The sequence below is a fragment of the Micromonospora alfalfae genome (assembly GCF_022230925.1).
Lineage (GTDB): Bacteria > Actinomycetota > Actinomycetes > Mycobacteriales > Micromonosporaceae > Micromonospora > Micromonospora alfalfae.
Window position 1 is genome coordinate 1 of sequence record NZ_JAKKFH010000009.1, and the last position, 25,814, is coordinate 25,814.

The 25,814-nt window shown below is 72.9% G+C and carries 22 protein-coding genes; 5 read left to right on the top strand and 17 right to left on the bottom strand.

All coding sequences use genetic code 11. The features are described 5' to 3' along the window. Positions 1–179: 179 nt before the first annotated feature. From MED01_RS09445 to MED01_RS09460, 4 genes are all read right to left on the bottom strand, one after another. Entirely contained in the window at positions 180–1,133 is a 954-nt protein-coding gene (locus tag MED01_RS09445) for a carbohydrate kinase family protein (protein WP_238668153.1), read from the bottom strand. Continuing rightward, positions 1,130–2,395, bottom strand: a complete 1,266-nt coding sequence (locus tag MED01_RS09450) for an AGE family epimerase/isomerase (protein ID WP_308193443.1) — start codon at positions 2,393–2,395, stop codon at positions 1,130–1,132. The genes MED01_RS09445 and MED01_RS09450 overlap by 4 nt, the downstream gene beginning before the upstream one ends. Before the next feature lie 235 nt (positions 2,396–2,630). Beyond that, positions 2,631–3,056 carry a nucleoside deaminase gene (locus MED01_RS09455; protein ID WP_238668154.1) on the bottom strand — a complete coding sequence of 142 codons (426 nt, stop codon included), beginning with the start codon at positions 3,054–3,056 and terminating at the stop codon, positions 2,631–2,633. After that, the gene (locus MED01_RS09460; protein WP_238668155.1) at positions 3,053–3,904 is read right to left on the bottom strand and encodes a TIGR03619 family F420-dependent LLM class oxidoreductase; all 852 of its coding nucleotides are present in this window, start codon (positions 3,902–3,904) and stop codon (positions 3,053–3,055) included. The genes MED01_RS09455 and MED01_RS09460 overlap by 4 nt, the downstream gene beginning before the upstream one ends. A gap of 94 nt (positions 3,905–3,998) precedes the next feature. On the opposite strand from MED01_RS09460, the gene MED01_RS09465 reads away from it, so the two are divergent. Further along, positions 3,999–4,880 carry an aminoglycoside phosphotransferase family protein gene (locus tag MED01_RS09465; RefSeq protein ID WP_238668156.1) on the top strand — a complete coding sequence of 294 codons (882 nt, stop codon included), beginning with the start codon at positions 3,999–4,001 and terminating at the stop codon, positions 4,878–4,880. A 168-nt stretch (positions 4,881–5,048) separates the two neighbouring features. Here the strand turns inward: MED01_RS09465 and MED01_RS09470 are convergent, their stop codons facing one another. Further along, the gene (locus MED01_RS09470) at positions 5,049–5,858 is read right to left on the bottom strand and encodes an Fpg/Nei family DNA glycosylase (RefSeq protein ID WP_238668157.1); all 810 of its coding nucleotides are present in this window, start codon (positions 5,856–5,858) and stop codon (positions 5,049–5,051) included. A 301-nt stretch (positions 5,859–6,159) separates the two neighbouring features. Between MED01_RS09470 and MED01_RS09475 the strand changes: the two genes are divergently transcribed. From MED01_RS09475 to rocD, 3 genes are all read left to right on the top strand, one after another. Beyond that, a complete protein-coding gene (locus tag MED01_RS09475) occupies positions 6,160–7,059 on the top strand; it encodes a DMT family transporter (protein ID WP_238668158.1) in 900 nt (299 codons plus the stop codon). Between the two features lie 510 nt (positions 7,060–7,569). Continuing rightward, positions 7,570–8,385 carry a dimethylargininase gene (gene ddaH / locus MED01_RS09480; protein ID WP_238668343.1) on the top strand — a complete coding sequence of 272 codons (816 nt, stop codon included), beginning with the start codon at positions 7,570–7,572 and terminating at the stop codon, positions 8,383–8,385. Beyond that, positions 8,385–9,599: an ornithine--oxo-acid transaminase gene (gene rocD, locus MED01_RS09485; protein ID WP_238668344.1), complete on the top strand. Its 1,215-nt coding sequence runs from the start codon at positions 8,385–8,387 to the stop codon at positions 9,597–9,599. Before ddaH ends, rocD begins: the two co-directional genes overlap by 1 nt. Positions 9,600–9,693: 94 nt before the next feature. On the opposite strand, the gene MED01_RS09490 is transcribed toward rocD, so the two are convergent. The 7 genes from MED01_RS09490 to MED01_RS09520 all read right to left on the bottom strand — a co-directional run bounded on the left by MED01_RS09490 (position 9,694) and on the right by MED01_RS09520 (position 18,139). Next, positions 9,694–10,848, bottom strand: a complete 1,155-nt coding sequence (locus MED01_RS09490) for an FHA domain-containing protein (RefSeq protein WP_238668159.1) — start codon at positions 10,846–10,848, stop codon at positions 9,694–9,696. Next, positions 10,845–11,138: a 4a-hydroxytetrahydrobiopterin dehydratase gene (locus MED01_RS09495; protein WP_238668160.1), complete on the bottom strand. Its 294-nt coding sequence runs from the start codon at positions 11,136–11,138 to the stop codon at positions 10,845–10,847. The genes MED01_RS09490 and MED01_RS09495 overlap by 4 nt, the downstream gene beginning before the upstream one ends. A 122-nt stretch (positions 11,139–11,260) precedes the next feature. After that, positions 11,261–12,310 (bottom strand): fatty acid desaturase family protein, encoded by a 1,050-nt coding sequence (locus tag MED01_RS09500; protein WP_238668161.1) that lies wholly within the window; start codon positions 12,308–12,310, stop codon positions 11,261–11,263. Between the two features lie 136 nt (positions 12,311–12,446). Further along, positions 12,447–15,911: an SCO7613 C-terminal domain-containing membrane protein gene (locus MED01_RS09505; RefSeq protein WP_238668162.1), complete on the bottom strand. Its 3,465-nt coding sequence runs from the start codon at positions 15,909–15,911 to the stop codon at positions 12,447–12,449. Between the two features lie 48 nt (positions 15,912–15,959). Then, the gene (cutA, locus tag MED01_RS09510) at positions 15,960–16,280 is read right to left on the bottom strand and encodes a divalent-cation tolerance protein CutA (RefSeq protein ID WP_091406014.1); all 321 of its coding nucleotides are present in this window, start codon (positions 16,278–16,280) and stop codon (positions 15,960–15,962) included. Between the two features lie 21 nt (positions 16,281–16,301). Next, entirely contained in the window at positions 16,302–17,306 is a 1,005-nt protein-coding gene (locus MED01_RS09515) for a 1-acyl-sn-glycerol-3-phosphate acyltransferase (RefSeq protein ID WP_238668163.1), read from the bottom strand. Further along, positions 17,306–18,139, bottom strand: coding sequence for a patatin-like phospholipase family protein (locus MED01_RS09520; RefSeq protein WP_238668164.1), 834 nt, complete (start codon positions 18,137–18,139; stop codon positions 17,306–17,308). The genes MED01_RS09515 and MED01_RS09520 overlap by 1 nt, the downstream gene beginning before the upstream one ends. Before the next feature lie 165 nt (positions 18,140–18,304). On the opposite strand from MED01_RS09520, the gene MED01_RS09525 reads away from it, so the two are divergent. Beyond that, positions 18,305–19,804, top strand: coding sequence for a serine/threonine protein kinase (locus MED01_RS09525; RefSeq protein WP_238668165.1), 1,500 nt, complete (start codon positions 18,305–18,307; stop codon positions 19,802–19,804). A gap of 18 nt (positions 19,805–19,822) precedes the next feature. Here the strand turns inward: MED01_RS09525 and MED01_RS09530 are convergent, their stop codons facing one another. The 5 genes from MED01_RS09530 to MED01_RS09550 all read right to left on the bottom strand — a co-directional run bounded on the left by MED01_RS09530 (position 19,823) and on the right by MED01_RS09550 (position 25,807). Beyond that, positions 19,823–20,878, bottom strand: a complete 1,056-nt coding sequence (locus MED01_RS09530; RefSeq protein WP_238668345.1) for a glycosyltransferase family 4 protein — start codon at positions 20,876–20,878, stop codon at positions 19,823–19,825. A gap of 148 nt (positions 20,879–21,026) precedes the next feature. Further along, positions 21,027–21,686 (bottom strand): BON domain-containing protein, encoded by a 660-nt coding sequence (locus tag MED01_RS09535; protein WP_238668346.1) that lies wholly within the window; start codon positions 21,684–21,686, stop codon positions 21,027–21,029. A gap of 190 nt (positions 21,687–21,876) precedes the next feature. Then, positions 21,877–23,490 (bottom strand): trypsin-like peptidase domain-containing protein, encoded by a 1,614-nt coding sequence (locus MED01_RS09540; RefSeq protein WP_238668166.1) that lies wholly within the window; start codon positions 23,488–23,490, stop codon positions 21,877–21,879. Between the two features lie 62 nt (positions 23,491–23,552). Continuing rightward, complete coding sequence (locus MED01_RS09545; RefSeq protein ID WP_238668167.1) at positions 23,553–25,109, bottom strand: sensor histidine kinase; 1,557 nt, start codon at positions 25,107–25,109, stop codon at positions 23,553–23,555. Next, positions 25,106–25,807, bottom strand: coding sequence for a response regulator transcription factor (locus tag MED01_RS09550; RefSeq protein WP_030336721.1), 702 nt, complete (start codon positions 25,805–25,807; stop codon positions 25,106–25,108). Before MED01_RS09550 ends, MED01_RS09545 begins: the two co-directional genes overlap by 4 nt. Between the last annotated feature and the right edge of the window lie 7 nt (positions 25,808–25,814).

Sequence of the window (25,814 nt, forward strand, 5' to 3'; positions counted from 1 at the left end):
CACGACGCTCTTCCGACCCCGCCCCGCGCCCCGCGCCCCGCGCCCCGCGCCCCGCGCCCCGCGCCCCGCGCCCCGCGCCCCGCGATCTTGCACTTTCGGTTGCCTACTTGAGGCAGATAGCCCCTTTTGTCTGGGCAGAAAGTGCAAGATCGCGGGGGCAGGGCAGGGTGGGGTGGGGGTTAGGTTGCGGGATGTAGGAGGGCTTCGACTTCGGCGCGGGTGGGTGGGTTGGCGCCTCGGCGGGCGCAGGTCAACGCGGCCACAGTGGCGGCCTGGCGGAGCACCGCACCCCACTGCGGCCCGGTCACCGCGGCGAGCCGGTCGGCCGGCCGGTCACCGAGCGCGTCGAGGTCGGCCAGCGCGGCCAGCAGGCCACCGGTGAACGAGTCGCCGGCGCCGACGGTGTCGACCACTGTGGTGCGGACCGCCGGCTCCTCGTGCAGTGAGCCGTCGGGCGCGAGCAGCCAGGCGCCGTCCCCGCCCCGGGTCACCACGGCGCAGGACACGCCGGCCGTACGCCATTCGGTCATCACGTCGGCCACCGAGCGGTCCGGGTAGAGCCAGGCCAGGTCCTCGTCGCTGGCCTTGACCAGGTGTGCGAGGTGAATCTGGCGGCGTACCCGCTCCTGCTCCGCCGCCCGATCGGTGACGATGCTGGGGCGCAGGTTGAGGTCGATGGAGATGGTGAGCCCGTCGCGTTGGCGTTCCCGGGCGAGCAGGCCCTCCAGCGCGTCGGCACCGGGCGCCAGCGCGAGTGCGAGGGACCCGGTGTGCAGCGCGATCGCCGGTGACCCGGCCAGCTCGGGCAGCTCCTGCGGCGTCCACTGCCAGTCGGCGGCACCGGCCAGCCGGAACTCGTAGCTGGCCTGCCCGGCGGCGTTCAGGGTGGCCACGGCCACCGACGTGGGCTCCTCAGCGCGTACCGCCCACTCCAGGTCCACCCGGTTGGCGCTCAGATGCTCGACGAGTTGTCGACCGTACGCGTCGCCGCCGAGTCGGGCCAGCAGCCGTACCGGCTGGTCGAGCCGGGCCAGGGTGACCGCGACGTTCGCCGGGGAGCCGCCGGGCACGGCCCGCTGCCCCTCGGCGGTGACGACAAGGTCGATCAGCGCCTCGCCCGCGACGACGATCACGCGGTCACCTCCCCCGGTGCGAGCGGGCCGGGGCCGCCGAGCCCGTCGGCCGCGAGGGACAGCAGTACCGCCTGGTAGGCGTGGTAGACGTCGGGTCGGCCGTGCCAGACCGTGTCGGCGGGCAGGTTCTGCGCGTCCAACTCGTGCCGCCAGCCGGTCTGGTCGATGAGGCTGCGTCGGGCGTACGCCCAGAAGACCCGGTACCAGTCGAGGTAGACGGTGTCGCCGGTGCGGCGGTGCAGGGTGATCGCCGCACCGATGGCCTCGGCGAGAACCCAGTGCATCCGGGAGCGCACCACGGGCCGATCGTCCCAGTCGATGGTGTAGACGAAGCCGTCCGTGCCGTCGACCGCCCAGCCGCGACGCACAGCCGCAGCGAACAGGGCACGGGCGTCGGCGAGCAGCCAGCGGGGTGGCTGCGGCAGCACCGCCTCCAACTCCAGCAGCAGCCGGGCCCACTCCAGCCAGTGCCCGATCGTGGAGCCGTAGGGCCGGAACGGGTCGGCGGGCTGGTCCCGGTTGTAGTCGGGCAGCGGCGTCCAGTCGGTGGTGAAGTGCTCGGGCAGCCGCCAGTCGTGTCGGGCCGCCTCACCGTGCACCAGGTGGGTGGCGATCCGCAGGGCCCGGTCGGCCCAGCTCGCGTCGCCGGTGGCGGCGGCAGCGGCGAGGTACGCCTCGACCATGTGCATGCTGCTGTTGGCGCCCCGGTAGTCCTCGGTGACCGTCCAGTCCCGGTTCCACGATTCGCGGACCGCGCCGGCGTCGTCGTCCCAGAACCGGTCCCGCACGACGGTCAGCGCGTCGGCGAGCAGCCGGTCCGCGCCGGGCCGTCCGGCGCGCGCGGCGCTGGAGGCGGCGAGCAGGACGAACGCGTGGTCGTAGCCGGACTTGCGGTCGTCGACGGGCACTCCCTGCTGGTCCACCGCGCCGAACCAGCCGCCGTACCGGTCGTCGCGCAGCAGCGTGCTGAGCGCGGCGATCCCGTGGTCCACCAGTGCGGCGGCGTCCGGGTCGCCGCCCTGGTGGGCGAGGGCTGCCACGTGGGTCATCCGGCAGGTGATCCAGGTGTGGATCGGTTCGCCGCGGTCCGGGGTGCGGTCGTCGCTGAGCCACCAGAAGCCGCCCTCGGGCCGGACCGAGCGGCGGGCGGTGTCGAGCAGCGTCCGGGTCTGGGCGACGAGGAACTCGTCCAGATCGGGCAGGTCTGGTGACCTCGCCGGAGCAGGGGTCGTTGCGGCGTCGGATCGGGGCACGTCGGTCATTTCAGCTGGTCACCGTCGGGTAGGAAAGGGACATACGGCCAGGATCGGCGACGGACCGGGTCCGCGCCGCAAAACCGCCAACGGTACGCCACGAATCGACTGGTCACGGTCGGTCCGCAGCGGGAGGCTTTTCCTCCCATTTGCCCGTTGACATCGTTGTCACCGTTCAACCCTGCTCCGGCAGCCGGCCGACTGTCAATTCCGGCTGCGTCACACCGCCCCGGGGAAGCTCCGGTCAGTAGTAGTCGTCGATCGGCCGGCGTGCCTCGTCGAACAGCGCCGGCCCCTCGTAGCGGACCGGGGGCAGCGGCGGCGTGGCCGGCTTGACCTCCTCGAACTGCTCGGTGGACAGCGCGTACACCACCCGCCCGAGGCCGGACCGGTCGATAGCGGTCGCGCACATCGGGCAGGGCTGACAACTGGTGAACATGGTGGTGCCGGCGGCCACCTCGGGGGAGAGTTCCCGAGCCGCCCAGCGGGCCAGCTTCAACTCAGGATGGGCGCTGATGTCCGCGTCGGAGACCACTGTGTTGTGGTCCTCGATCAGGACGACGCCGGCCGCGTCGACCAGCAACGAGCCGAACGGCCGTTCGCCGGAAGCCCCCGCCCGCCTGGCGATTTCCACGGCGTGGCGGAGAAACTTCTCGTCGTCGGGGGTCATCGGTCCTCCTGGGTTGCGTGATGTGCGGCCACTGCCGCAAGGGTCCGCCAGGCGCGTTCGGGCTGGCGGATCTCGGTCAGGTCGCCGTTGAACGGGTCCAGTACCACCGTCTCCGCGCCGAGCGCACGAAGCTTGTCCAGGTCGGCGACGATCTGATCGATGGTGCCGACACCAGCGAGCCGGTCCGGGTCGGAGATCGGTTCTCGGGTCTCCTGGAGCGCGATCCGCGGCACCAACGCGGGCACCGGGCGACCCAGCTCGTCGGCGATGTCCGTCAGTCGTCCGACCGCCTCGGTCAGCCGTGCCGGCGTGACCCGCAGCGGGTGCCAGGCATCGCCGAGCAGTACCGCGCGGCGCATGCCGGCCTCGCTGTTGCCACCGACCCAGATCGGGATCGCCGCCCCGTCGTAGTCGTCGGTGTCCTGCCAGGCCGCGCGCATCGTGTGCAGGTACTCGTCGGTCAGCGCGCCGCGCTGCCGGAACGGCACGCCGAGCGCCTCGAACTCCTGCCGGGCCCAGCCGACACCGACACCGAGGACGAGCCGGCCGCCGCTGAGCCGGTTGAGGTTCGCCGCCATCCGGGCGGTGAGCAGCGGGTGCCGGTACGGGACGATGAGCACAGTGGTGCCCAACCGAACCCGGCTGGTCACCCCGGCCAGCCAGGACAACGTGGTGAACGGCTCGTAGAACGGCGCCGGATACTGCTCGGCCACGTCCGGGGTCACCACGATGTGATCGGAGACCATCAACAGGTCGAAGCCGAGACCCTCCACCGTCTGCGCCCACCGACGCAGCACGTCGGGGTCGGTGCCCGGGGCGAAGTTCGGTACGTTCACGCCAATCTGCACCCGCCCACGCTAGCCACTGTGGACTGGTGTGTGAACGCCGTGGCCCTACTGAATCACCTGGCAGCCGGATCGCGGTACGACTGAGGAGGGCCGGATGGATCTGCCCGACGGACTCGACTGGGTACGCGGATCACCCGCCGGTCGCGCCTGGTTGGCCGCACTCCCGACGTGGCTGACGGAATGCGCCGAGCGCTGGTCGCTGCGGGTCGGCCCACCCTTCCGGCAGGCGTACGCGTCACTGGCGCTTCCCGCCCGGCTGCCCGACGGCACCGCGGCGGTGCTGAAGCTCCAGTATCCCGACGAGGAGAGCCGGTACGAGGCCGACGCGTTGGCCCACTGGGACGGTGCAGGGGCGGTCCGTCTGCTCGCCCACGACCCCGGGCGGCGTGCTCTGCTGCTCGAACGCTGCCAGCCCGGAACTCCCCTGCACGACCTTCCGCCGGACCGAGCGCTGGACGTGGTGATCGGACTGCTCCCCCGGCTCTGGCTACCGGCCGGCGCGCCGTTCACCCCGCTGGCGCAGGAGGCCGCCGGTTGGATCGACCGGATGCCCCGGGCCTGGGAACGGGCCGGCCGGCCGTACGACCGGCGGCTGCTCGACGCGGCGCTCGACCTGATCTCCGGCCTGGCGTCGAGCCAGGGCGTGCAGGTGCTGGTCAACCAGGACCTGCACGCCGGCAACATCCTCGCCGCCGACGCGCTCCCCGGTGACCGAGGGCCGTGGCTGGCGATCGACCCGAAGCCGCTGATCGGGGAACGGGAGTTCTCCGTCGTACCGATGGTGCGCGGCCCCGAGTTGGGCCACTCACCGGCCGCCGTCCGGCATCGACTGCACCAGCTCAGCACCGAACTGGGGCTCGACCGGGAACGGGTCCGGGGTTGGACGATCGGGCACACGCTGTCCTGGAGCGTCGCCGACGACCTCGTCGTCCCCGAGAAGATCGAGGTGGTCCGCTGGCTGCTCGACGGCGGCTGAGCTCCGGCGCGGCGATCACGGGGTGGTGGTGCCCGTCCCAGTCCCGCGATCTTGCACTTTCTGTCCCGACCTACTGCGCATATCCACCCATTTCGACAACAGAAACTGCAAGATCGGCGCGGGGTGGGGGGTGCGGGGTGCGGGGTGGGGCCGGGGGTGGGGCTGGGCTCAGCCGGGCTGGCAGGTACGGCACCAGTAGAGGTTGCGGCCGGCCAGCTCACCGCGGCTGACCTCGGTGCCGCAGACGTGGCAGGGCGCGCCGGGGCGGCGGTAGACGTACACCTCGCCGCCGTGCCGGTCCACCCGCGCCGGCCGACCCATCGCCTCCGGCAGGTGCGCGTCGCGCACCGTGTCGATCCGGCCGTGCTCGACCGCGAGTTGCATCAAGCCGACCAGGTCGGCCCAGAGCGCGTCCCAGCCCGCCCTGCTCAGCAGCCGGCCGGGCATCGTCGGCGACAACCCGGCCCGAAACAACGCCTCGGTCACGAAGATCAACCCGGTGCCGGCCACCACCGACTGGTCGAGCAGCAGCGCGGCCAGCGTCGTGGGACTGCGCGAAATCCTGCGGTACGCCCGCTCCGGGTCGGCGTCGGCGCGCAACGGGTCCGGCCCGAGGCGGTCCCGCAGCGCGCCCACCTCGGGTGGGGTGAGCAGCTCACAGGCGGTGGGCCCGCGCAGGTCGAGCCAGTGCCGGTCGCTGGCCAGCCGCAACCGCACCTGACCGATCGGCTCCGGCGGCTCCCCCGGCCCGTCGGTGAACTTGCCGTACAACCCGAGGTGTACGTGCAACGTCAGCTCGTCGGCGTAGTGGTGCAGCAGGTGCTTCCCGTACGCCTCGGTGCCCTCCAGCACGGTCCCGGAGAGCCGGGCGGCACCCTCGGCGAAGCGGCCCTGCGGGCTGGCGGCGTGCAGCTTGTCCCCGGCGAACAGCTCGGCGTGCCGGGCCGCCAGGCGATGGATCGTGTGTCCCTCTGGCACAGGTGCCAAGGATAGTCAGCCCCGCCCGACCGGGCCGCACGCCGATCGACGCGGGCCCGGTCTGGCGCTCCCCCGCGGTGATCGACTCGGGTTTAAGGAAGTCGCGGTGTCCGCCGAGGCGGGACACCGCGACTTCCAGGAAACCGAGTCGATCACCGCGGGGATGAGGACGGCCAAGGCCGGTTTCGGCGTCCGTACCCAGGATTGGTGTCAGGAAACGCCCAGGTGGGTATTTGGGGGCCGACACCGCGTGGGTGCCACCCTTTCCGTCGGCCACCACGCATTCAACAGGAGGTGTGTAGTGGTCAGGATTCCTTCGCTGTCCCGCCGGTCCGAGCCGGCACCGACGCGGGACGAGAACCTCGACGGCCGCGTGGACGGCCGCGACACTCCGGTCACCGAGACCGGCCAGTCCGACGACAGCGCCGGCCGGCCGGTCACCGACCGGGACGCCAACCAGACGGCGTACGGCAGCGCCAGCGCGACCGGCGGCCAGACCAGCGAGGCCGAGCGGCGGGCCAACGAGCGGGCGGCGGTGGCCCGAGCCGCCACCGCGCGACCGGTGGAGACCGATTCCCGGGGCAGCGCCCGCCAGGTCGCGCCCGAGCCCGTGAACGGCACTACCCGCCCTGTCGCACCCGAGCCGGTGAACGGCACGACCAGCCCGGTCACGCCCGAGCCCCGCACCGGCACCGCGAGCAAGGTGGAGACCGAGTCCCGGCCCGTCGCTCCGGCCACGGCGCGCACCGCCGAGCGGGACGCCGACCTCGACAGCACCACTCGTCGGCCCGACACCACCGACCGGGTCACCACGGACCGCCCGGTCGACCCCACCCCGGGCGTCAGCACGCCCGAGTCGCCGGTGACGCGTGGCCCGAAGCCGCGGGCCAGCCTGCTCGCCACCCTCGGCCTGATCGTCTCGGTCGTCGGCGCGATGTTCGTGCTGACTGGGACCCTGGCCGGGTACGGCATCGGGCTCAGCGCGTTTGGTGCGGTGCTCGCGGTGCTCGGCCTGATGGCCACCCGTCGCCGGCACGTCGCCGGCAAGACCGACGCGCTCTTCGGCGTGCTGATCGGGCTGGCCGCGGTCGTGATCGGGGTGCTCGCGATGACCGGTCAGTTCGACTGGCCGACCACCGACGGCGACTGGGTGCAGCGCCTCCGCGAGTGGCTTGACTCACAGTTTGTGGATCGTTTCTAGCGGGCACTGTTCCGCTCGCCGGTGATGCACCGGCGAACAGCCGGCGGTTCGCCGGCAGCCCGATCAGTCCGGTGGTTCACCGGCCGGGCGACACCCTTTCAGGGGCGGCGGTTCGCCGCCCCTGAAGTGTTTCCGGGGCCCGGCCCGACAACGTGAGCGCCGGGTGCCGGGCGAGCGACGGCCCGACCTCCCCGCCACGCCCCTTTGCTCTGCTTCACTCCAGGCGACACCGCATGTCCGGTATCCGGACGTTGACTGTTGCGCCCGGTGAAGCAGAGCAAAGGCTGCGCGAAAGGCCTGCGGTAGGTGGCCCGAAACACGAATCCCGACCCACGCCGCCTTCAACACAACGATTCGCAGGAGCAGACCGCCCAGACGCAACGAATCTTCGGTCTGCGCAACTCTCAGTGGTGGATCCTGCCGCTGACGCCGCATACCGTTGAGCCACGGCGCCAGCCCGTGGGCCACGGTGGCCGGGCGCGCCCGACCCCTGGGAGCAGGACAATGACGATGGACGCCACCAGCCAGCGCCTGTTGATGTGCCGGCCGACGTACTTCGCCGTCGATTACGCGATCAACCCCTGGATGGACCCGAGCGCGCCGGTCGACGCCGCGCTGGCCATCCGGCAGTGGGAGCAGTTGCGCCAGACGTACCTTGACCTGGGCCACACCGTCGAGGAGATCACTCCGGTGCCCGGCCTGCCCGACATGGTCTTCGCCGCCAACGGCGGCACCGTGATCGACGGCAAGGCGATGGCAGTGCAGTTCCGGGACCCGCAGCGCGCCGACGAGGCGCCGGCGTACCGGGCCTGGTTCGAGGCCGCCGGCTTCGAGATGTACGACCCGAAGCACGTCAACGAGGGCGAGGGCGACGTCCTGCTGGCCGGTGACCACCTGCTGGCCGGCACCGGCTTCCGCACGGCACACGCCGCACACGCCCAGTTGCAGGAGGTCTTCGGTTACCCGGTGATCACCATGCAACTTGTCGACCCGCGCTTCTACCACCTGGACACCGCGTTGACGGTGCTCGACGAGCGGACCGTGGCGTACCTGCCGGAGGCGTTCTCGGCGGGCAGCCAGGCTGTGCTGCGCCGGCTCTTCCCCGACGCCGTGCACGCCACGATGGCCGACGCCGAGGTGCTGGGGCTGAACGCGGTCAGCGACGGGCGGCACGTGGTGCTGCCCGCGCAGGCCACCGACCTGGCCGCCAAGCTGCGCGACCGGGGCTACGAAACCATCGGGGTCGACCTGTCCGAGCTACGTAAGGCCGGCGGCGGACCGAAGTGCTGCACGCTGCGACTCCGTCAGGGAAAGGCAAGTAAGTGATAGTGGATGACAAGCTGCGTACGCCGGGAGCGGTCCGGGACGCCGAGCGCTGGACAGCGCACAACTACCACCCGTTGCCGGTGGTGATCTCGTCCGCCGAGGGCGCCTGGCTCACCGATGTGGACGGCCGCCGCTACCTGGACTGCCTGGCCGGCTACTCCGCGCTGAACTTCGGTCACCGGCACCCCCAGTTGATCGCCGCAGCGCACGCCCAACTGGACCGGCTGACGCTGACCAGCCGCGCGTTCATCCACGACCAGTTCGCCGACTTCTGCCGGGAGCTGGCCGAGCTGTGCGGCAAGGACCTCGTGCTGCCGATGAACACCGGCGCCGAGGCGGTGGAGACCGGGATCAAGGTGGCCCGCAAGTGGGGCTACCAGGTCAAGGGCGTGGCCGCCGGGCAGGCCAACATCGTGGTCGCCGAGGGCAACTTCCACGGGCGGACCACCACCATCGTGAGCTTCTCCACCGACGAGGACGCCCGCGCCGACTTCGGGCCGTACACCCCGGGGTTCACCGTCGTGCCGTACGGCGACCTGGAGGCGCTGACCGCCGCGATCGACGAGAACACAGTGGCAGTGCTGCTGGAGCCGATCCAGGGTGAGCAGGGTGTGGTGGTGCCGCCGGAGGGTTACCTGCCGGGCGTACGCCAGGTCTGCACCGAACGCAACGTGCTGTTCATCGCCGACGAGATCCAGTCGGGTCTGGGGCGTACCGGCGCGACCTTCGCCTGTGACCACGAGGGCGTCGTGCCCGACATGTACCTGCTCGGCAAGGCGCTCGGCGGCGGCATCGTGCCGGTCTCCGCGGTGGCCGCGAACGCCGACGTGCTCGGGGTGCTCAAGCCCGGCCAGCACGGCTCCACCTTCGGCGGCAACCCGCTCGCCTGCGCGGTGGCGATCGAGGTGGTCCGGCTGCTGGCCACCGGCGAGTTCCAGCGCCGCTCGGCCGAGCTGGGTGAGCGGCTGCGGGCCGGCCTGGAAGGGCTGGTCGGCAAGGGCCTCGTCGGGGTACGCGTCCGTGGCCTGTGGGCCGGTCTGGACATCGACCCGGCGCTGATGAGCGGTCGGGAGGCGTGCGAGCGCCTGATGGAGCGCGGCGTGCTGGCCAAGGACACCCACGGCTCCACCATCCGGCTCGCCCCACCCCTGGTGATCACCGAGGAGGAGATCGACCTGGCGGTCACCGCGCTGGCCGAGGTACTGGCCGGCTGAATCAGGAACGTGGTGGAAGGCGGGCGGCCGGGTTTCCGGCGCCCGCCTTCCGCGTCAGGGCCCCTCCCGGCGGTGAGGGTGGGATGGGGTGGGGTTAGGGGCGGGGTAGGCGCATGGCCATTGTGGGGGCCTCTGCCATCACCGAGGTGGGGGTGAACGGGGCACCGGTCGGCAGTTCCTCGGCGCGACCGATCTGCACGCCGGGGTACAGCTCGATCATGTCGTTCTCGCCCAGCACCCGGGACTGCTGGGGGGCCAGCGGGATCCGGTCGGACTCGGTCATCGAACCGGCCGGGCGGATGCCGGAGCCGTTGGTGCTGACGTCGGTCACGATGACCTCGCCGACCCGCAGCTCGAAGCGGACGTGACCACGGCTGATCCACCGCCGGGCCTCGTCGTTGAGCCACTGCCCGAGCATGATCCCGCCGTCCTGCTCGGGAGCACGACCGGCCACGATCGGCTGCTCCTCGCTGAGCACGAACCGCCGCCGGACCAGGCCGCCGACGCGCACCGCGAGCACCTCGGTACGCGGACGAGGGCCGCCGTCACCGAGCCGCGCGCCGTGTCGGGGGCAGGTCGGCACGCCGTTGCGCAGCGCGGGCGGCGGCTGCGCTGCGGGGCTGCGGTCGGCACCCCCGGCCAGGTCGGCGAACGCGCCACCGCCACCACCGCCGCCGAACAGCGCGCAGCCCGACTCCGGGCAGCGCCACTGGCGGGCCAGCAGCTTGACACCGGTCGGCGACCGCTTGCCGGCCACCGGCGAGTGGCCACCACCGACGTGCGCGATGAACACCGGCCCGCCGGCGCCCGGCACCGGCGCGACCACCCGACCGGGCTGCTCGACCAGCCACGGGAACCGACCGCGCAACCCGTCGAAGCGGACCCGGCTGAGCACCGGCAGACCGAGCAGGTCGGCGACCTCCAACATCCGGTCACCCGGGTTGTCGAGCACCTCGACGAGGCCGTCGTCGGCCCAGCGGCGGACGACCATCCGCTCGTTCGAGGTGAGGTCGGCGTCGGAGAGCAACGCCCGGTGCACCACCGCGTAGACCTGGACGCTGTCCTCCTCCAGTTCGCGGGAGAGCGCGTCGATGACCATGCCGAGGCGGAGCAGGCTGGCCGGCCGGCCACCGTCGATGTCCTGGTAGCGGATCACCTCGGCCAGGTCGATAACGGCTCGGGCCAGCGACGGGTCCGTGCAGACACGACCCTCGATGGCGTCCAACACCTTGCTGATCTCAAATCTCATGCCGCACTCCGGACGATGTCGTCAATTCGCCGGGCCAGCTCGAAGTCCCGGTGGGTGACCCCACCGGCCGAGTGCGTGACACAGCGGAAGGTCAGGGTCCGCCACCGGATGTCGATGTCGGGATGGTGGTCGAGCTCCTCGGCCACCGTCGCCACCCGGTCCACGACCGCGATGGCCGCCGGGAAACTGCCGAGCTGGGCGGTACGACCGATGCCGGTCGGGTCGCCCGACCAGTCGGGCAACCGGCTCAGCTCTTCTCGCACCGCGTCCGCGGTGAGCAGGTCTGCCATGGGCCGACCCTACCGGGGACGACGCCCGGCATGGACCAGTGGTAGCGGGGTGTTGATCGGCCCGATACGCGCAGGCGGGGGCGGTGCCGTTTGGCACCGCCCCCGCCTTCTCCCTGGTGTGTTCAGCCGCGCAGCGGCCGCCCCACCTCGTGCAGGTGACCGAGCGCCTGCCGGTACGACTCGACCAGCCCGGTCTCCGCGTACGGGATGCCCTGCTCGACGCAGTAGGCGCGAACGATCGGCTGGGCCCGGCGCAGGTTGGCGCGGGGCATGTTCGGGAAGAGGTGGTGCTCGATCTGGTAGTTGAGACCGCCGAGCGCGGTGTCCACCAGTCGGCTGCCGCGCACGTTGCGGGAGGTCAGTACCTGCTTACGCAGGAAGTCCAACTCGTCCTCGGCGGTCGGCATCGGCATGCCCTTGTGGTTCGGGGCGAACGCGCAGCCCATGTAGAGACCCCACAGCGCCTGGTGCACGACGGCGAAGAGCAGCGCCTTGACCGGGGACATGACAGCCAACAGCAGCGCCACGTAGGCGGCGGTGTGCGCGACGAGCAACGCCGCCTCGACCGCCCGGTGCCGCATCGGGACGGCGTACCTGCCGTCCTCCCGGCCGACGATCGCCCGGATGCTCGCCACGTGCAGGCTCAGGCCCTCAAGCAGCAGCATCGGGAAGAAGAAGTACGCCTGCCGCTGAGCCATCCAACGGCCGAACCCACGGGTCTCCAACGCCTGCTCGGGCGTCCACACCAGGGCCCCCGCGCCGACGTCCGGGTCTTCGTCCTCGTGGTTCGGGTTGGCGTGGTGCCGGTTGTGCTTGTCGACCCACCAGCCGTAGCTGAGCCCGACCGCCGCGTTGCCGGCGAGCAGCCCCACCAACTCGCTGGGACCACGCCGACGGAACATCTGGCGGTGCCCGGCGTCGTGACCGAGGAACGCGACCTGGGTCGTGGCCACGGCCATCAGGGCGGCGAGCGGAAGCTGCCACCAGGAGTCGCCGAGCAGGAACACTGCGACCCAGCCGGCCACGAAGGCACCGAGGGTGAGCACGATGCGGGTGACATACCAGCCGGGGCGCCGCTCCAGCAGGCCCGCCTGGCTGATCCGTCGGGACAACTGTGCGTAGTCACTACCTCGCCGTCGTACCGGCGGTTCCGCCACCGCTCCGAGCGTCATCGCTGCTCCCGTTCCGCTTGCGCCCGTACCGGGGTGGTTCGGGCTTAATGTCAAGTCTCCCGATCGCGGTAGCGGTGAGTAACCCCGACAACCCCCGAATGGGGGGTAGGGCAGGCCCTACCCCTACTGGTTCGACTCAGCTCAGTCGGCCGACCGCGGCGCGCAGTCGAGCCAGGTCACGTCGACGCCGTTCGTAGGTGGCGGCGAGCCCGACCAGCGCCAGCCCGCCGATGCCCAGGTAGATCCATCGGGGCAGCAGATCCCATCCCCGGGCCAGTTCGTGCAGCGCCAGCAGCGTCAGCGCCGCGCCGCCGAGCAGCACCGGCGCCTGCCACCGACGGGTCGCGCCGGCCAGCACCGCGCCGGTCGCCGCCACGCCGAGGAGCAGTCGCCGCCACGGCTGCGGGTCCGCCCCGGCCAGCACCGACACGAGGCTGGGCAGCAACGCCGCGACCAGCCCCGGACCGAGGGCCGGCCAGCTGGTCAGCCCTGGCCGGGTGCGCAGCGCCAACAGACCCGCTCCGACAGCGAGCGCCGCGGCCGGCACTGTGTACGCCTCCGGCACTGTCACCCCTCCGGCGGCCAGCAGCACCCAGGCCCCGAGCAACTCACTGCCGGCGGCGATCCCGGCGAACGCCCACCGCCGACCGGCCGGTTCACCCCGGCGCAGCAGCCGCAGCGCGACGGCGACGCCCCAGAGCACGCAGATGGCGGCGAGGTGCCGCGCCGCCCCGACGGCGAGCACCGCCGCCACCAGCGCGACGGCCTGCGCGGCGGCGTCCAGCACCCGTCCCAGCCGGATCCGCGCCGGTGTGACAGCCGCGGCGGCCAGCACCAACGCGGCCACCGCCAGCAGTGGGTACGCGGCGGCCCGCAAGGGCAGCCCACCGGCGAGCGGTGCGGTCACCGCCAACGCGGACGCCGCGCCCACGGCGGCGAGACAGCCGGCGACCCGTACCTCGAACCGGCGCGCCCCGGCGGCGACGGCGACCGCCGCCACCAGCAGCGCCCCCTCGGCGGCAAGCGTCCCGGCCCGGGTGGCCAGCAGACCGAGCACACCGGAGGCGACCAGCACCACGCCCACCGGCACGGCGACCGGTGTGAGCGCCGGGCGGGCGGCGGCCAGCGCGGTGAACAGCAGCGCCGCCAGGCCGGCGAGCAGAACGGCGGCCGGCAGCACCGGCCACGGCGCGCCGATCGCGACGAGCAGCACCGGCAGCGCCGCCGCGACGAACGGCAGCGCTGACGGCACCGGCAGGCCGACCCGCCGACCGGCCAGCGCGCCGGCCAGCGCCAGCACCACCAGCGCGAACCCGACCGGGAGCACAGTCGGGTCGGCGACGACAGTGGGCACCCCCGACCACGGCCGGTTCCAGCCGCCGTAGGGCGACCCGAGCGCGGTCAGCACGGTCGGCAGGGCCGCCAGGACGGCGACCACCGCAAGCGTTCCGCCGGCCGCCAGCACCAACGCCGACCGCGCCGACTCGCGCCCGTCAGCCGCCGGCCGGGCCCCGGGGGCCGCCTGGTCGGGGGCGCCCGCCGACGGCAGCCAGCAGGCGACGAACGCGACACCCAGCGCGGCCAGCGCCGCGTACGGCGCGAGCGGCTCGGCACCCGCACCGATCAGCGGCGCGAGGCCGGGCACTGTCACCGCCGCGACGGCGCCGGTCACCGCGTACCCGACCAGCTCCACCCGGTGGCGGCGGGCCACGAGCGCCGCGACCAGCGACAACCCGGCGGCCGCCAGCGCGAGCCGGGCCTGCCACCAGGGCGGCCCGCCGGCGGCGAACGTCGCCACCGCCGCGATCCCGGGCAGCGCGAGCTGCCCGACCAGCAGACCCGCGCCGGCCACCTCCCGATACGCGCCGGCCCCCCGTCGGACGGCCAGTGCCAACCCGACCACGGCGAGCACGCAGAGCGCCACCAGGGCACCGGTCGGGGCGGCCAGGGCGACCAGCAGCCCGTGCCCGAGCAGAACGGCACCGCCGAGCGCACGGAAGCGCAGCGCGACCGGTGGGGCGCTCGGGCGGACCAGCACGGCGAGCAGCAGCGCGACCCCACCCACGAGGTCGATGGCCACCACCTGAGGCCAGGAGGCCGTCCAGCCGGCGGGCACGGCGAACAGCACCGCCACCGCGCCCGCCGTGGCGAGCACCGCCCGCGTGCTGCGAGGGAGCAGCAGCACAGTGGCGCCGATCGCCATCGCCACCGCGGGTGCCAGCTGCCAACCCCAGCTCAGGTCCGGCCCCGTCCCAGCCCCGTCCCAGGGCGGCAGCGACCGGCCGACGGCGGCGACCGCCAGCCCGATGGTGATCAACACGGTGACCTGCGCCGTGCCCGCCGCGACGAACAGCGCGCCGGCCCGCGGCCCGGTCCGCCAACCGCCGCCATCGTCAGCCGCCACCGTCGGCAGGAGCCGCACCGCGGCGACCATCCCCAGTGCCACCGCCGCCGTCGCGAGCAGCAGCACCGACGGCCGCAGCTCCGCCACCGGACGCAGCACTGCGGCGGCGAGCACCGGCACCAGCAGTCCGGCCGCCACCGCCCGCAGCGCCCGCCCCCCGACGAGCCAGGCCGCGCCGAACCCGGTCAGCGCGACCAGCACCAGCGGCACCCCGGCCAGCAGTGGCGAGCCCCCCGCCCGCCCGCCGACCAGCGGCACCATCGCGCACGCCGCGGCGCCCACCAGCGCGGCGACGTGACCGGCGCCGGCCAACACCCGGCCGACCAGCTGCGCGGCCCCGCCCCGGCCACGCAGCGCGGCCAGCACTGCCAGGTTCAGCGACGCCACCCCGAGCAGGACCACCGCCCACCCCGCCGCACCCAGCCCGGCCTCGGCGGCGAGCAGTGGCAACGCCGGCTGGGCGGCCACCAGGGCGGCGAACCAGGGCCCCGTCAACCCGCTCCACCGGCCGTACGCCACGGCGACCGCCGCGCTGGCCCCCCCGACCAGCGCGGCGTACCGGCTGCCCGGCCAGCCGGTCACACCGGCCAGGTCCACCGACCAGGCCGCGTAACCGTCCAGCACCACCAGCAGCAACCCCACCGCGGCGAACGTCTCCGCCGTACCGCGCAGCCCTCGGCGAACCGCCAGCAGCGGTACGCCCAGCGCGAGCGCGGTGAACGCCACCAGGATCAACGCCCGCCCGGCGACCCCCACCGCCGCCCAGGCGACAGCTGTGAACACCACAGCCGCGGTGCCCAGCAGGAGTCCACCGAGGACGAAGAGCAGACCCTGGACCGTCCGGGTCGAGGTCTCCGCCGCACCCGGCCGCGAACCCGTCGCAACCCCGGGGCCCGGGCCGATGAACGGCGTCGGGCCGACGACAGGCGCCGGGCGCGCCACGACCGAGGCCGCCAACCCCGCGCGGACGACCGCTGCCAGTTCGGCCCGCCGCCCGGACACTGTCGCCAGCCGTCCGGCCAGCTCGGTGTACGCGCGGCGAGCCCGCTCCACCTGCGGCTCAAGCTCGGCGACCTCCCGGCTCAGCCGAACCACCTCGGCGGCTATCGGGTCGGGCGCACGCCGGCAGCCGGAGCAACCGGCGCTCAGGTCGGCCGGCGCACCGCAGGCGGGGCAGGGGTAACGGGTGTCGTCCACCCGGTCATCATCGACAACCGGCCGTGGTGCGACCCAGAGTGCGCGTACTCAGGATCGGGTGTGCTCGTACACCCAGGTGGCGTAGTCGGGGTTGCCGCTCTCCACCCTGGACACCAGGATCTCCGGCACCTCGTACGGGTGGCTGACCCGGATCTGGTCCAGCAACGCGGTGAGCCGATCCGGTGCGGTCTTGAACTGCACCGACCACTCGGTGCTCGTCTCCATCCCGGACCGCCACCAGTAGGTGCTGTCCACCTGACCACCCACCTGGGCGCAGGCGGCGAGCCTGCCGGCGACGGCCGCAGCCGCCAGCACGTCGGCGACCGAACGCGCATCCACCACCGTTGTCACCACGCAGATCTCGTCCACGCCCGCACCCTACGCGGACATCTACCGATTAGCGGCGATCCAGGCATCAATCTGCGCCCACCAATCGAAGAGCCAGTCGATGCGTTCCTGCCGTCCGGTCGGCACGTCCTCCGGCGGCACGGACCAGAACCGCATCACGATCCGCTTGTCCATCGGCAGTTCCCGCCACACGTCGGCGACGGTGAGCATCCGGTCCAGGCCGGTGTGGGCGACGAAGATGACCCCGGCGTCCGGTGCGGCGTCCAGCGCGGCGAGCATCCCACCGGGCTGCGGGGCGAGCACGTGGCGCATCCGCTCGGCGCGCAGTGCCATCCTTTCCAGGCCGAGGGAGCGCAGCCGGGCAATGGCGCGCAGCCGTCGCCCGGGGGTGAAGTTGCCGCCCTCCGGGAAGATCACGAACGCGTCGTTGTCGTCCAGGCCGGTGGCGAGGTGCCCGACCTGGCGTAGCGTCTCCTCGCCGCGCTCCGGGGTCGGCGCGATGAACCGGTTGGGCAGCCGGTTGAGCAGCACGTCGATCGCCGGATCCCACTGGAGGCTGTCCTTCAGGACGATCCGGGGTTCCCGGTGGAACCAGTTGACCAGCCCGTGGATCAGGATGAACGAGTCCCCCGGCCCGGCGTGGCGACAGAGCACCAGCTCGGGTCGGCCGGGCAGCGCAGTGTCCGGGTCGGTGCCGACCACGTCGATGCGTAACCGCAGTGTCCACTGTGCCTGCCAGAACAGCACCCGCAGGAACCAGCCGGCCAGCACGTAGTGCGCGCGCTGGAAGGCCGGCGACCGGGTCCGCCAGCCGAAGCCGGAGACGACCCAGAGCAGGAAGAGCGCGAGCAGCGCGGCGGCGTCCCAGACCAGGTAGAAGCAGCCGATCCAGAGCAGTCGCAGCGGGCGCAACCGGCCCGGGACCAGCGGCGACGCGGCCGCCGCGAGCAGCGCCCAGATCGGCAACGTGGTGACCACGAGGAAGGCGAGCAGCACGACGGCGGGCGCGAGCAACAGCCGACGCAACCACCGGGGAGGCAGCGGCATCAACGCTCCAGGTGGGTGGCGAGGTAGCGCCGGGAGGCGGTGTACGCGCGGCTGATCCGCCGTCCCACCGCCGCCATGTCCCGGTACGCCCACGGCGTGTCGTCGCGCGGGTTGAGCCCGCCGGTCGGCAGGACGTGCACCTCCACCCCCTCCGGCAGCGCCGCCATCTCGCGGAAGAAGCGGTGCCGGCGGGAGATCTCGAACGCGACCTGCGCGATCTCCCATGGCCGGCGGGGCGGAGTCAGCTCCCGTTCGATCCGACCCACCTGCAGGACGTAGATCCGGCGGGCGCCGACGGCCACCGCCTCGCCGATGGGGATGGAGTTCACGATCCCGCCGTCCACGTAGTGCGCGCCGTCGATCTCCATCGGCGGAAGCAGGCCCGGCACCGAGGCCGACGCCATCACCGCCGGCACCACCGGACCGCTGTCGAACCAGTGCTCGGCGGCCCGCTCGATGTGGGCGGCGCAGCACCGGAACGGCACCCGCAGGTCGGCGAAGGTGGTGTCCACCCCCAGCTCGGACTCCAACAGGCGGCGCAGCGGCCGGGGTGAGTGCAGGTGGGTGCGGGCGGCGAAGCGGCGCAGTTGCCGGGCGACCGAGTCGCCGTACACCTCGCTCGCCTCCGGTGAGGCCCAGAGCCGGACCAGCCGGTCGGTGACCGCCTCGGACGGGTCGGCGGCGACCAGCGCGCCGTTGACCGCGCCGATCGAGGTGCCGAGGACCATGTCGGGTTGGATGCCGGCCCGGAACAGGGCGCGCAACATGCCGACCTCGACCGCGCCGAGCACTCCCCCGCCGCCGAGCACGAACGCCACCGGTCCCCCCGCCATGTCGTCCATCCTGGCACGGGCCCGCCGCCCACCGGCGGGCCGCTGTCGACCGGCGGTCGGCGCACGGCAGGCACCGTCCGTCGCTGGTCGGTGGCAACGGCGTTGACAGGCAGGACGCATTCGCGCAACCTGATACCGCTCCCACCCCTGAGGCAGGTGCGATCCGTGAAGGCAGCGCTGCATCCGGGCCGATTGCTGGCTCGCAGATACCGACTTCTGGACCAGATCGGCGCCGGTGGCATGTCGGTCATCTGGCGTGCCCGGGACGAGGTACTGGACCGGGTTGTCGCGCTCAAGGTGCTCGCCCCGTCACTCGCAGCGGACGCACGGTTCCGGGGGATGGTGCGCGAGGAGGCACGGGCTGCCGCCCAGTTGGTGCACCCGCACCTGACCTCCGTGCACGACTACGGCGAGACTGTCGACCCGGACGGCTCGATCACCTCGTTCGTGGTGATGGAGTTGCTCACCGGTGAGGAGTTGAAGCTTCGGCTCACCGAGGGGCCGCTGCCGTGGACCGAGGCGGTCCAGGTGGGGGCGCAGGTCGCGGACGCGCTGGCCGCCGCGCACCGGCTCGGCATCGTGCACCGGGACATCACCCCGGCCAACGTGATGATGACCGGGACGGGCGTCAAGGTGCTCGACTTCGGCATCGCCACCCGGATCGGCGCGCCCGACGAGGACGAGGACGGCGAGACCTTCGGCACCCCGGCGTACGTCGCCCCGGAACGTCTCGACGGCGCGCCGGCCCAACCGTCCACCGACGTCTACTCGCTCGGTGTGCTGCTGCACGAGGCGCTCACCGGCCGGGTCCCGTACCCGGCGGACACCTGGGAGCAGCTCAGCGCCGCGCTGGCCAGTGGTCCGCCGCCGACGCTGGCCGACCTACCGGACCTGCCCGCACCGGTGGCCCAGATCTGCCTGCGCAGCCTCGCCCGCAACCCGGCCGATCGGCCGACCGCCCGGCAGGTCGCCACAGCGCTCCGCGACCACGCGCTGCCCGCCGAGCCCCCGACGGCGACCATCCGGGTGCCCACCCAGCCCCTGCCACCACAGTCCCCCGCCGTCGCGACGGCCAGCGTCCCGGCGGCGGCACGACCGGATGGAGACACTTCGGACGGCGGGGCCGCTGCCAGCGGGGGCGAGCCGGCGACCGGGTCGGGCTGGTCGCGGCGGCGGCTGGTGTTGCTGCTGGTGCTGGCCGTCGGCGTGACGATGGCGGGGGTGGCCCTGCTGCCCGAGCAGCAGCCGACCCGCCGGGCGCAGCCTTCCGCCGGGCCGGTGACGACCCCGTCGAGCGACCCGCCGGCCCCCGAGCCGTCCGCGCCGATCACGTCCACCCCGCCGACCCCGGCACCCTCGACGAAGCCGACCACCGGGGCGCCCACCTCGAACCCGGGCACCCTCACCGAGGTCGCGAACCGGGTCGACGGGTTGATCGGCGCAGGGCTCAGCGTCGGAGAGATCCGCGACGACGTGGCCCTCGACCTGCGCAACGAGCTGCGCAACCTGAGAGTCGCGGTCAGCTCCGGCCGCGAAGAGCTGGCACCGCCGGTGGCCCGGCTGCGCGCCAAGGTCGCCGTCCGTCTCGGTGAGGGCGGCATCAGCCCGGCGTACGCCTCTCAGCTCGACGCCGCCATCGCCGAGCTGGGCGCGACCGGGGCCTGAGCCGGCGACACCGGTGGGTCAGCGCACCGGCACCCGGGCCGGTTCACGGACGTCGTGCCGGCCGAGGGCGAAACGCCGATAGACCTCGGCGTAGCCGCTCGCCATCCGCTCGACCGAGAAGTTCCGGGCGACGTGTGCCACGCAGTCCTCCGGGTCGATTCGCTCCGCCGCGAGCAACGCCGCGGGTAGCTCCTCCGACCGCTCGACGACGAGCCCGGTCAGCCCTGGCCGCACCAGCTCCGGCACCGCACCCCGGTTGAGCGCCACCACCGGCGTGCCGGTGGCCATCGCCTCCAGCATCACCATGCCGAACGGCTCGTCCCACTGGATCGGCATGATCAGGCAGCGGGCCTCGACGAGCATCCGCAGCGTCGTCGCGCGGTCCGCGTTGAACACTACTGTCACGTCCTCGTCGACCATCGGCGCGACGACCTGCTCGTAGTAGCGGCGCTCGGCCGGTTCGTTGCACTTCCCCGCCAGCAGCAGGGGCAGTCCGGCCGCCCGGCACTCCCGGATGGCGGTGTCCGGGCCCTTGTCCGGGCTGAACCGGGCCAGCCACAGCACCGGCCCCGCGCCGGGCGTGTGCTTACGCGGGAAGCCGCGGATGTCGAGCGCGTTGTGCACGGTGCCGGCCCAGGGCAGGTTCGGATTCAGCCGGCGCTGGGCGTGCGAGATGGCCACCAGTGCGACCCCCGCGTCGATGTCGCTCAGCACGTCGCCGTACTCCCCCACGGGGTTGCCGTGCACTGTCGCGACAGTCGGCACTGCCCGGCGACCGGCGACCAGCGGACCGATGGTGGTGTGGTCGTGGATCACGTCGAAGTCGGCCGGGCTGATCAGCCGATTCACCCGGGCCAGGTGTGCCAGCTCGGGCAGTGACTCGCCGAGCCGCTCGTACTGGACCTCGGCCACTGTGGAGACGAAGCCGTCGGCGGCCGTGCCGTGGTCACCTCCGGCACCGAACAGGGTCACCGTGTGCCCCTGTTGGCAGAGCGCGTCCACCAGGGCGGCGACGACCTGTTCAAGGCCGCCGTAGCCGGGCGGCGGTACGGACAACCACGGCGGAACCACCATCGCGATGCGCAGCGACCGCTCCTCTGGGCGGCCCGCAGGCGAGTGGTTCACGGCCACGAGTCCTCCCCGTTGTTCCCCGGTGCGGCGGCACCGCCGGTCGGCGGCGACTTCCCGGTGGCGTCCCAGGTAAACCGGACATGGCGGACGATCACCCGCCCACCAGGAGTTGGTCGTGGACCACCCGCACCCCGGGCGCGGACCACGCCACCCGCTCGACCTGGTCGCGTTCCCACCAGGAACGGACCACGCCGGCGAGGACCAGCGTGTCGCCGTCCACCTCGACGGTCACCCGCTCGCCGCCGAGCGTGCGCCGCAACGCCCGCTGGACGTCCAGACGCAGTTGCTCGCCGGCCGGTGGCGCCGCAGGTCGTACCTCGATCAGGTTGGTGATCCCTCGTACGCCGTCGAGTCGACGCACCTCGCCCTCCGCGGCCCGCCGCTGCCACCCGAACTCGACCTCGCCGCGCAGCATCAACCAGCCGTTGGCCACTGTGACGTCCAGCCGCTCGTCGGGCACGAAGCTGTCCCACTCCAGGGCACGGGTGGCGGCGTTGGCGACCTCGGCGTCGGTACGCCCCGGAGTGCCCGGCAGCCGCACCTCCATCTCGTCGGCCACCGCCCGTACGCCGCGAACCCGTTGTGCGGATCGGGTCGCGGCCCAGCCACGGGCGGCACCGTCCACGAATCCGGTCAGGGTGACCACACCCTGGTCGACGGTCACCCCGATCTCGTTCGGTTGCAGCTGGGCGTCCCACGCCAGTTCGGCCAGAACGTCGCGTTGGATCCGCTGGTCGTCGCGGACATCCATCACCTCGGTCACGGCACCCCACCCCCGGTTCCGGTCGTCGCCCTCCGAACCTGCCGGGCGGACGGGTGACGGCGGTTCACCCGATCCGGGTGAACCGCCGTCGGGGCGGAAAGAAGCGGCGGGTGACGGAGCCGACCCCCTCGGCCCCGCCACCCGCCGCCGGAGGGTGGAAGCAGGTTCAGACAGCTGGTCAGGACGTCTCGGCGAGCGTCACGGTCGCCGACTTCTCGACACCGTTGCGCTTGAACTGCACCTCGACCCGGTCGCCGACCTTGCCGGCCTGCACCGCGCCGACCAGGTCGTCAGAGTCGTTTACCGGCTTGTCGCCGAACCGGGTGACGACGTCGCCGCGCTGGAAGCCGGCCTTCTCCGCCGGGCTGCCCGGGGTGACCGACGCGACGAGCGCGCCGCCGCCCTCGGCCTGGTTGACGCCGACTCCGAGCGACGGGTGGCTGACCTTCTCGCCACGCTGGAGTTTGCCCGCGACGTCCTTGGCCTTGTTGCTGGGGATGGCGAACCCGACACCGATGTTGCCGGTGCTCTGCCCGGAGGTCGCGATGGCGGTGTTGACGCCGATCACCTCACCGCGGGTGTTGACCAGCGCGCCACCGGAGTTGCCGGGGTTGATCGGCGCGTCCGTCTGGAGCAGGCCGGAGATCGAGCTGACCGGCTGGCTCTGCTGGGTCGGGTCCTGCTGCTGGCCCTCGCCGGCCCGGATGGTGCGGTCCCGGGCGCTGAGGATGCCCGAGGTCACCGAACCCTGCAGACCGAGCGGGCTGCCCAGGGCGAGCACCTGGTCGCCGACCTGCATGGCGTCGCTGTCGCCGAACTTGGCCGGCTTGAGGTCGCTCACCCCGTTGGCCTTCACCACGGCCAGGTCGGTCTTCGGGTCGGTGCCGATGATCTTCGCGTCGGCGGTCTTGCCGTCGGCGAAGACCACCCGTACGGCGTCGCCGGCGGCTGACGCGACCACGTGGTTGTTGGTCAGCACGTACCCGTCGGCGCTGAGCACCACGCCGGATCCCTCACCGCTGCCGGTGGTGATCGAGACGACGCTGTCCTGCACCGACGCGGCGATCTTCGGCAGGTCGGCGCCATTGATCACGGGCGCCGCGGAGTAGGTGCGGGTGATACCGCCACTGTCACCGTCGAGGGCGAGCGCGAGTGCCCCGCCGGCCACGCCGGAACCGAGCATCAGGGCGAACACCGCGACGCCGGCGCCGGCGAACTTCGCGATCCGACCCGGCCGGGGGCCGCTGCCGGGCGGCGCGACCTGCGGGCCCCACGGTGGGACCGGCTGGCCCGGGTGCTGCGGGTGCTGGGCGTGCTGCCCGGGGTGCTGCTGGTGCTGGGCGTACGGCATACCCGGCTGGCCCCCGCCGGCCCAGCCGGACTGCTGGCCCGGGTACCAGGGGGCACCGGGGTAGTGGCCGGCGGCCGGCTGCGGGTAGCCGGGCTGGCCGGGCGCCGGGTGACCGGAGACCGGGTACGGCGGCGCTGACGCAGTGGCGGCCGGACGCTCGTAGCCGGTCGACGGCTCGTACCCGGTCGGCGCGGCGGCTGCCGGCTGACCGGCTGGCGCGGCGTACCCGACCGGCGCGGCGGCCGGGGTGGCAGCGGTCGTCTCCGCGTCAACGGTGGTGGAGGCGACAGTCGGGTCGCCGCCGGTCGAGACGACCGGTACGGGAGTGGTCGGGGAGTCGGACTGCACGCGCTCGTCGCGCGGCAGCTCGGCGGTGGGGTGCGACGGCTCGGCGTCGGTGGGGGCCGGCCGGCGCTGCGGGTCGGACTCGAACTCGGTCATGGCACTACCTTCTCCTCCGGCACTGCAATCAACCTGGAACCGTCCTGGAAGTTGGCTGAAAGTCACTCGCCCGCTCCGTCGATCTGCGCCAGCAGCGGCAGCCGAACCCGGAAGGTGGCCCCGCCGCCGGGCGTCTCGGCCACCTCGACCGAGCCGTGGTGGGCGGCGACCAGCGCCGCCACGATGGCCAGGCCGAGGCCGGTGCCGGTGTTGCCGTCGGCCCGCCGGGTACGGGCCGCGTCCGCCCGGTAGAACCGCTCGAAGACGCGTTCGGCCTGCTCGGCCGAGAGGCCGGGGCCGGTGTCGGCGACCTCCACGACGGCGAAGCCACCGGGTTCGGCGCGCAGCCGTACGAGGACCTCGGCCTCCGCCGGGGTGTGGGTGAGCGCGTTGGTGACCAGGTTGCCGATCACCTGCCGCAGCCGCGCGTCGTCGGCGGAGACGACGAGCGGGCCGGATTCGGGCCTGATCTCCAGCTCGATCCGGCGGTCCGGTGCCATCGCCCGCGCGGCCTGCACCGCGTCGGTGGCGAGCACCGGCAGCTCCACCGGGGTCAGCGAGAGCGGCCGTTCCATGTCCAACCGGGCGAGCAGCAGCAGATCCTCCACCAGCAGCCCCATCCGGGCCGCCTCGTCCTCGATCCGGCGCAACAGCCCGGCGGTCTGTTCCGGCGCACGGGCCGCACCCTGCCGGTACAGCTCGGCGAAGCCACGGATCGTGGTGAGCGGAGTCCGTAGCTCGTGCGAGGCGTCGGCGACGAACTGCCGCATCCGCTCCTCGGAGCGGATGGCCCGCGCCTCGGACGCCTGAGCTGCGGCGGCGGCGTCCCGGGCAGCGCTCTCCGCCCACCGGGCCGAGGTCTCCGACGCGGCACGGGCGGTGAACGCCGCCTCGATCTGGGTGAGCATCGCGTTCAGCGCACGGGAGAGCCGGCCCAGCTCCGAGGTCGGCTCGGCCTGGCCCTCCTCCGGGTCGGGCACCCGGCGGGTCAGGTCACCGCCGGCGATCGCGGCGGCGGTCTGTTCGATCTCGACGAGGGGCTTGAGGCTGGTCCGGACGATCGCCGCGCCGACCGAGGCCAGCATGATCAGCACTGCGCCACCGACCAGGAGGTCTATCCAGACGAGCTGCTTCACCGCCCGGTCCACCTCGGTCAGCGGCTGACCCACTGCCAGCACCGAGCCGTCCGGTTGAGCCGCGTAGTAGACCCGCCACCGGGTGAGGCGATCGTGTGAGATGACAGTCCGCGGCTCGCCCTCCGCCGCCTCGAAGTCCTTGCGGCTGGCAGGAAACGTGGGTAGCTGATCGGGGTCGAAGTTGCGCTTGTCGTACAGGGGGTCGTACACCTGCCGTTCGTCGGCCACGATCACGACGTAGTCGCTGGGCAGCAACGCGCCGACCTCACCGGTGCGCAGCTTCAGAAGCACCTGGCCGAGGCCCTGGGCGGTCGACCGGACCTGGCCGTCGACCTGGCCCTCCAGGTAGTTGCGGAGGAAGTACGCGGTCAGCGAGCTGATCACCAGAAGCGCGACGGCGACCAGCGCGAGCACCGAGGTGACCAGCTTCACCCGCAGCGGAACGCTGCGGACCCGCCCTTTCGCCTGCTGGACCGCGTTCACGCCGCCGGCTTGCGCAGGACGTAGCCGACGCCGCGAAGAGTGTGGATCAGCCGGGGTTGGGTGGTGTCGACCTTGCGCCGCAGGTACGAGATGTAGGACTCGACGATGTTGTCGTCGCCCCGGAAGTCGTAGTTCCAGACGTGGTCGAGGATCTGCGCCTTGGACAGCACCCGGTTGGCGTTGAGCATCAGGTACCGCAGCAACTTGAACTCGGTCGGCGAGAGCTGCACCCGCTGGCCGGCACGGTGCACCTCGTGGGTTTCCTCGTCCAACTCCAGGTCGGCGAAGGTGAGCCGGGACGGGGCCTGCTCGCCGGTGGTGGTGCGGCGCAGCACGGCGCGGATCCGGGCGGTCAACTCCTCCAGGCTGAACGGCTTCGTGACGTAGTCGTCGCCGCCCAGGGTCAGCCCACGGATCTTGTCGTCGGTGGCGTCCCGGGCGGTCAGGAACACCACGGGGGTACGCGTGCCGCCCTCGCGGAGCATCCGGATGACCTCGAAGCCGTCCAGGTCGGGGAGCATCACGTCGAGTACCACCAGGTCGGGCCGGTGGTCCTTGGCGGCGTTGAGCGCCGCGCTTCCACTTGTCGCGGTTGCCACGTCGAAGCCCGCGAACCGCAGGCTCGCGGAGAGCAGTTCGAGGATGTTGGGGTCGTCCTCGACGACGAGCAGTCGCGCCTCGGTCTGGGTAGCGGGCATGCGCCCA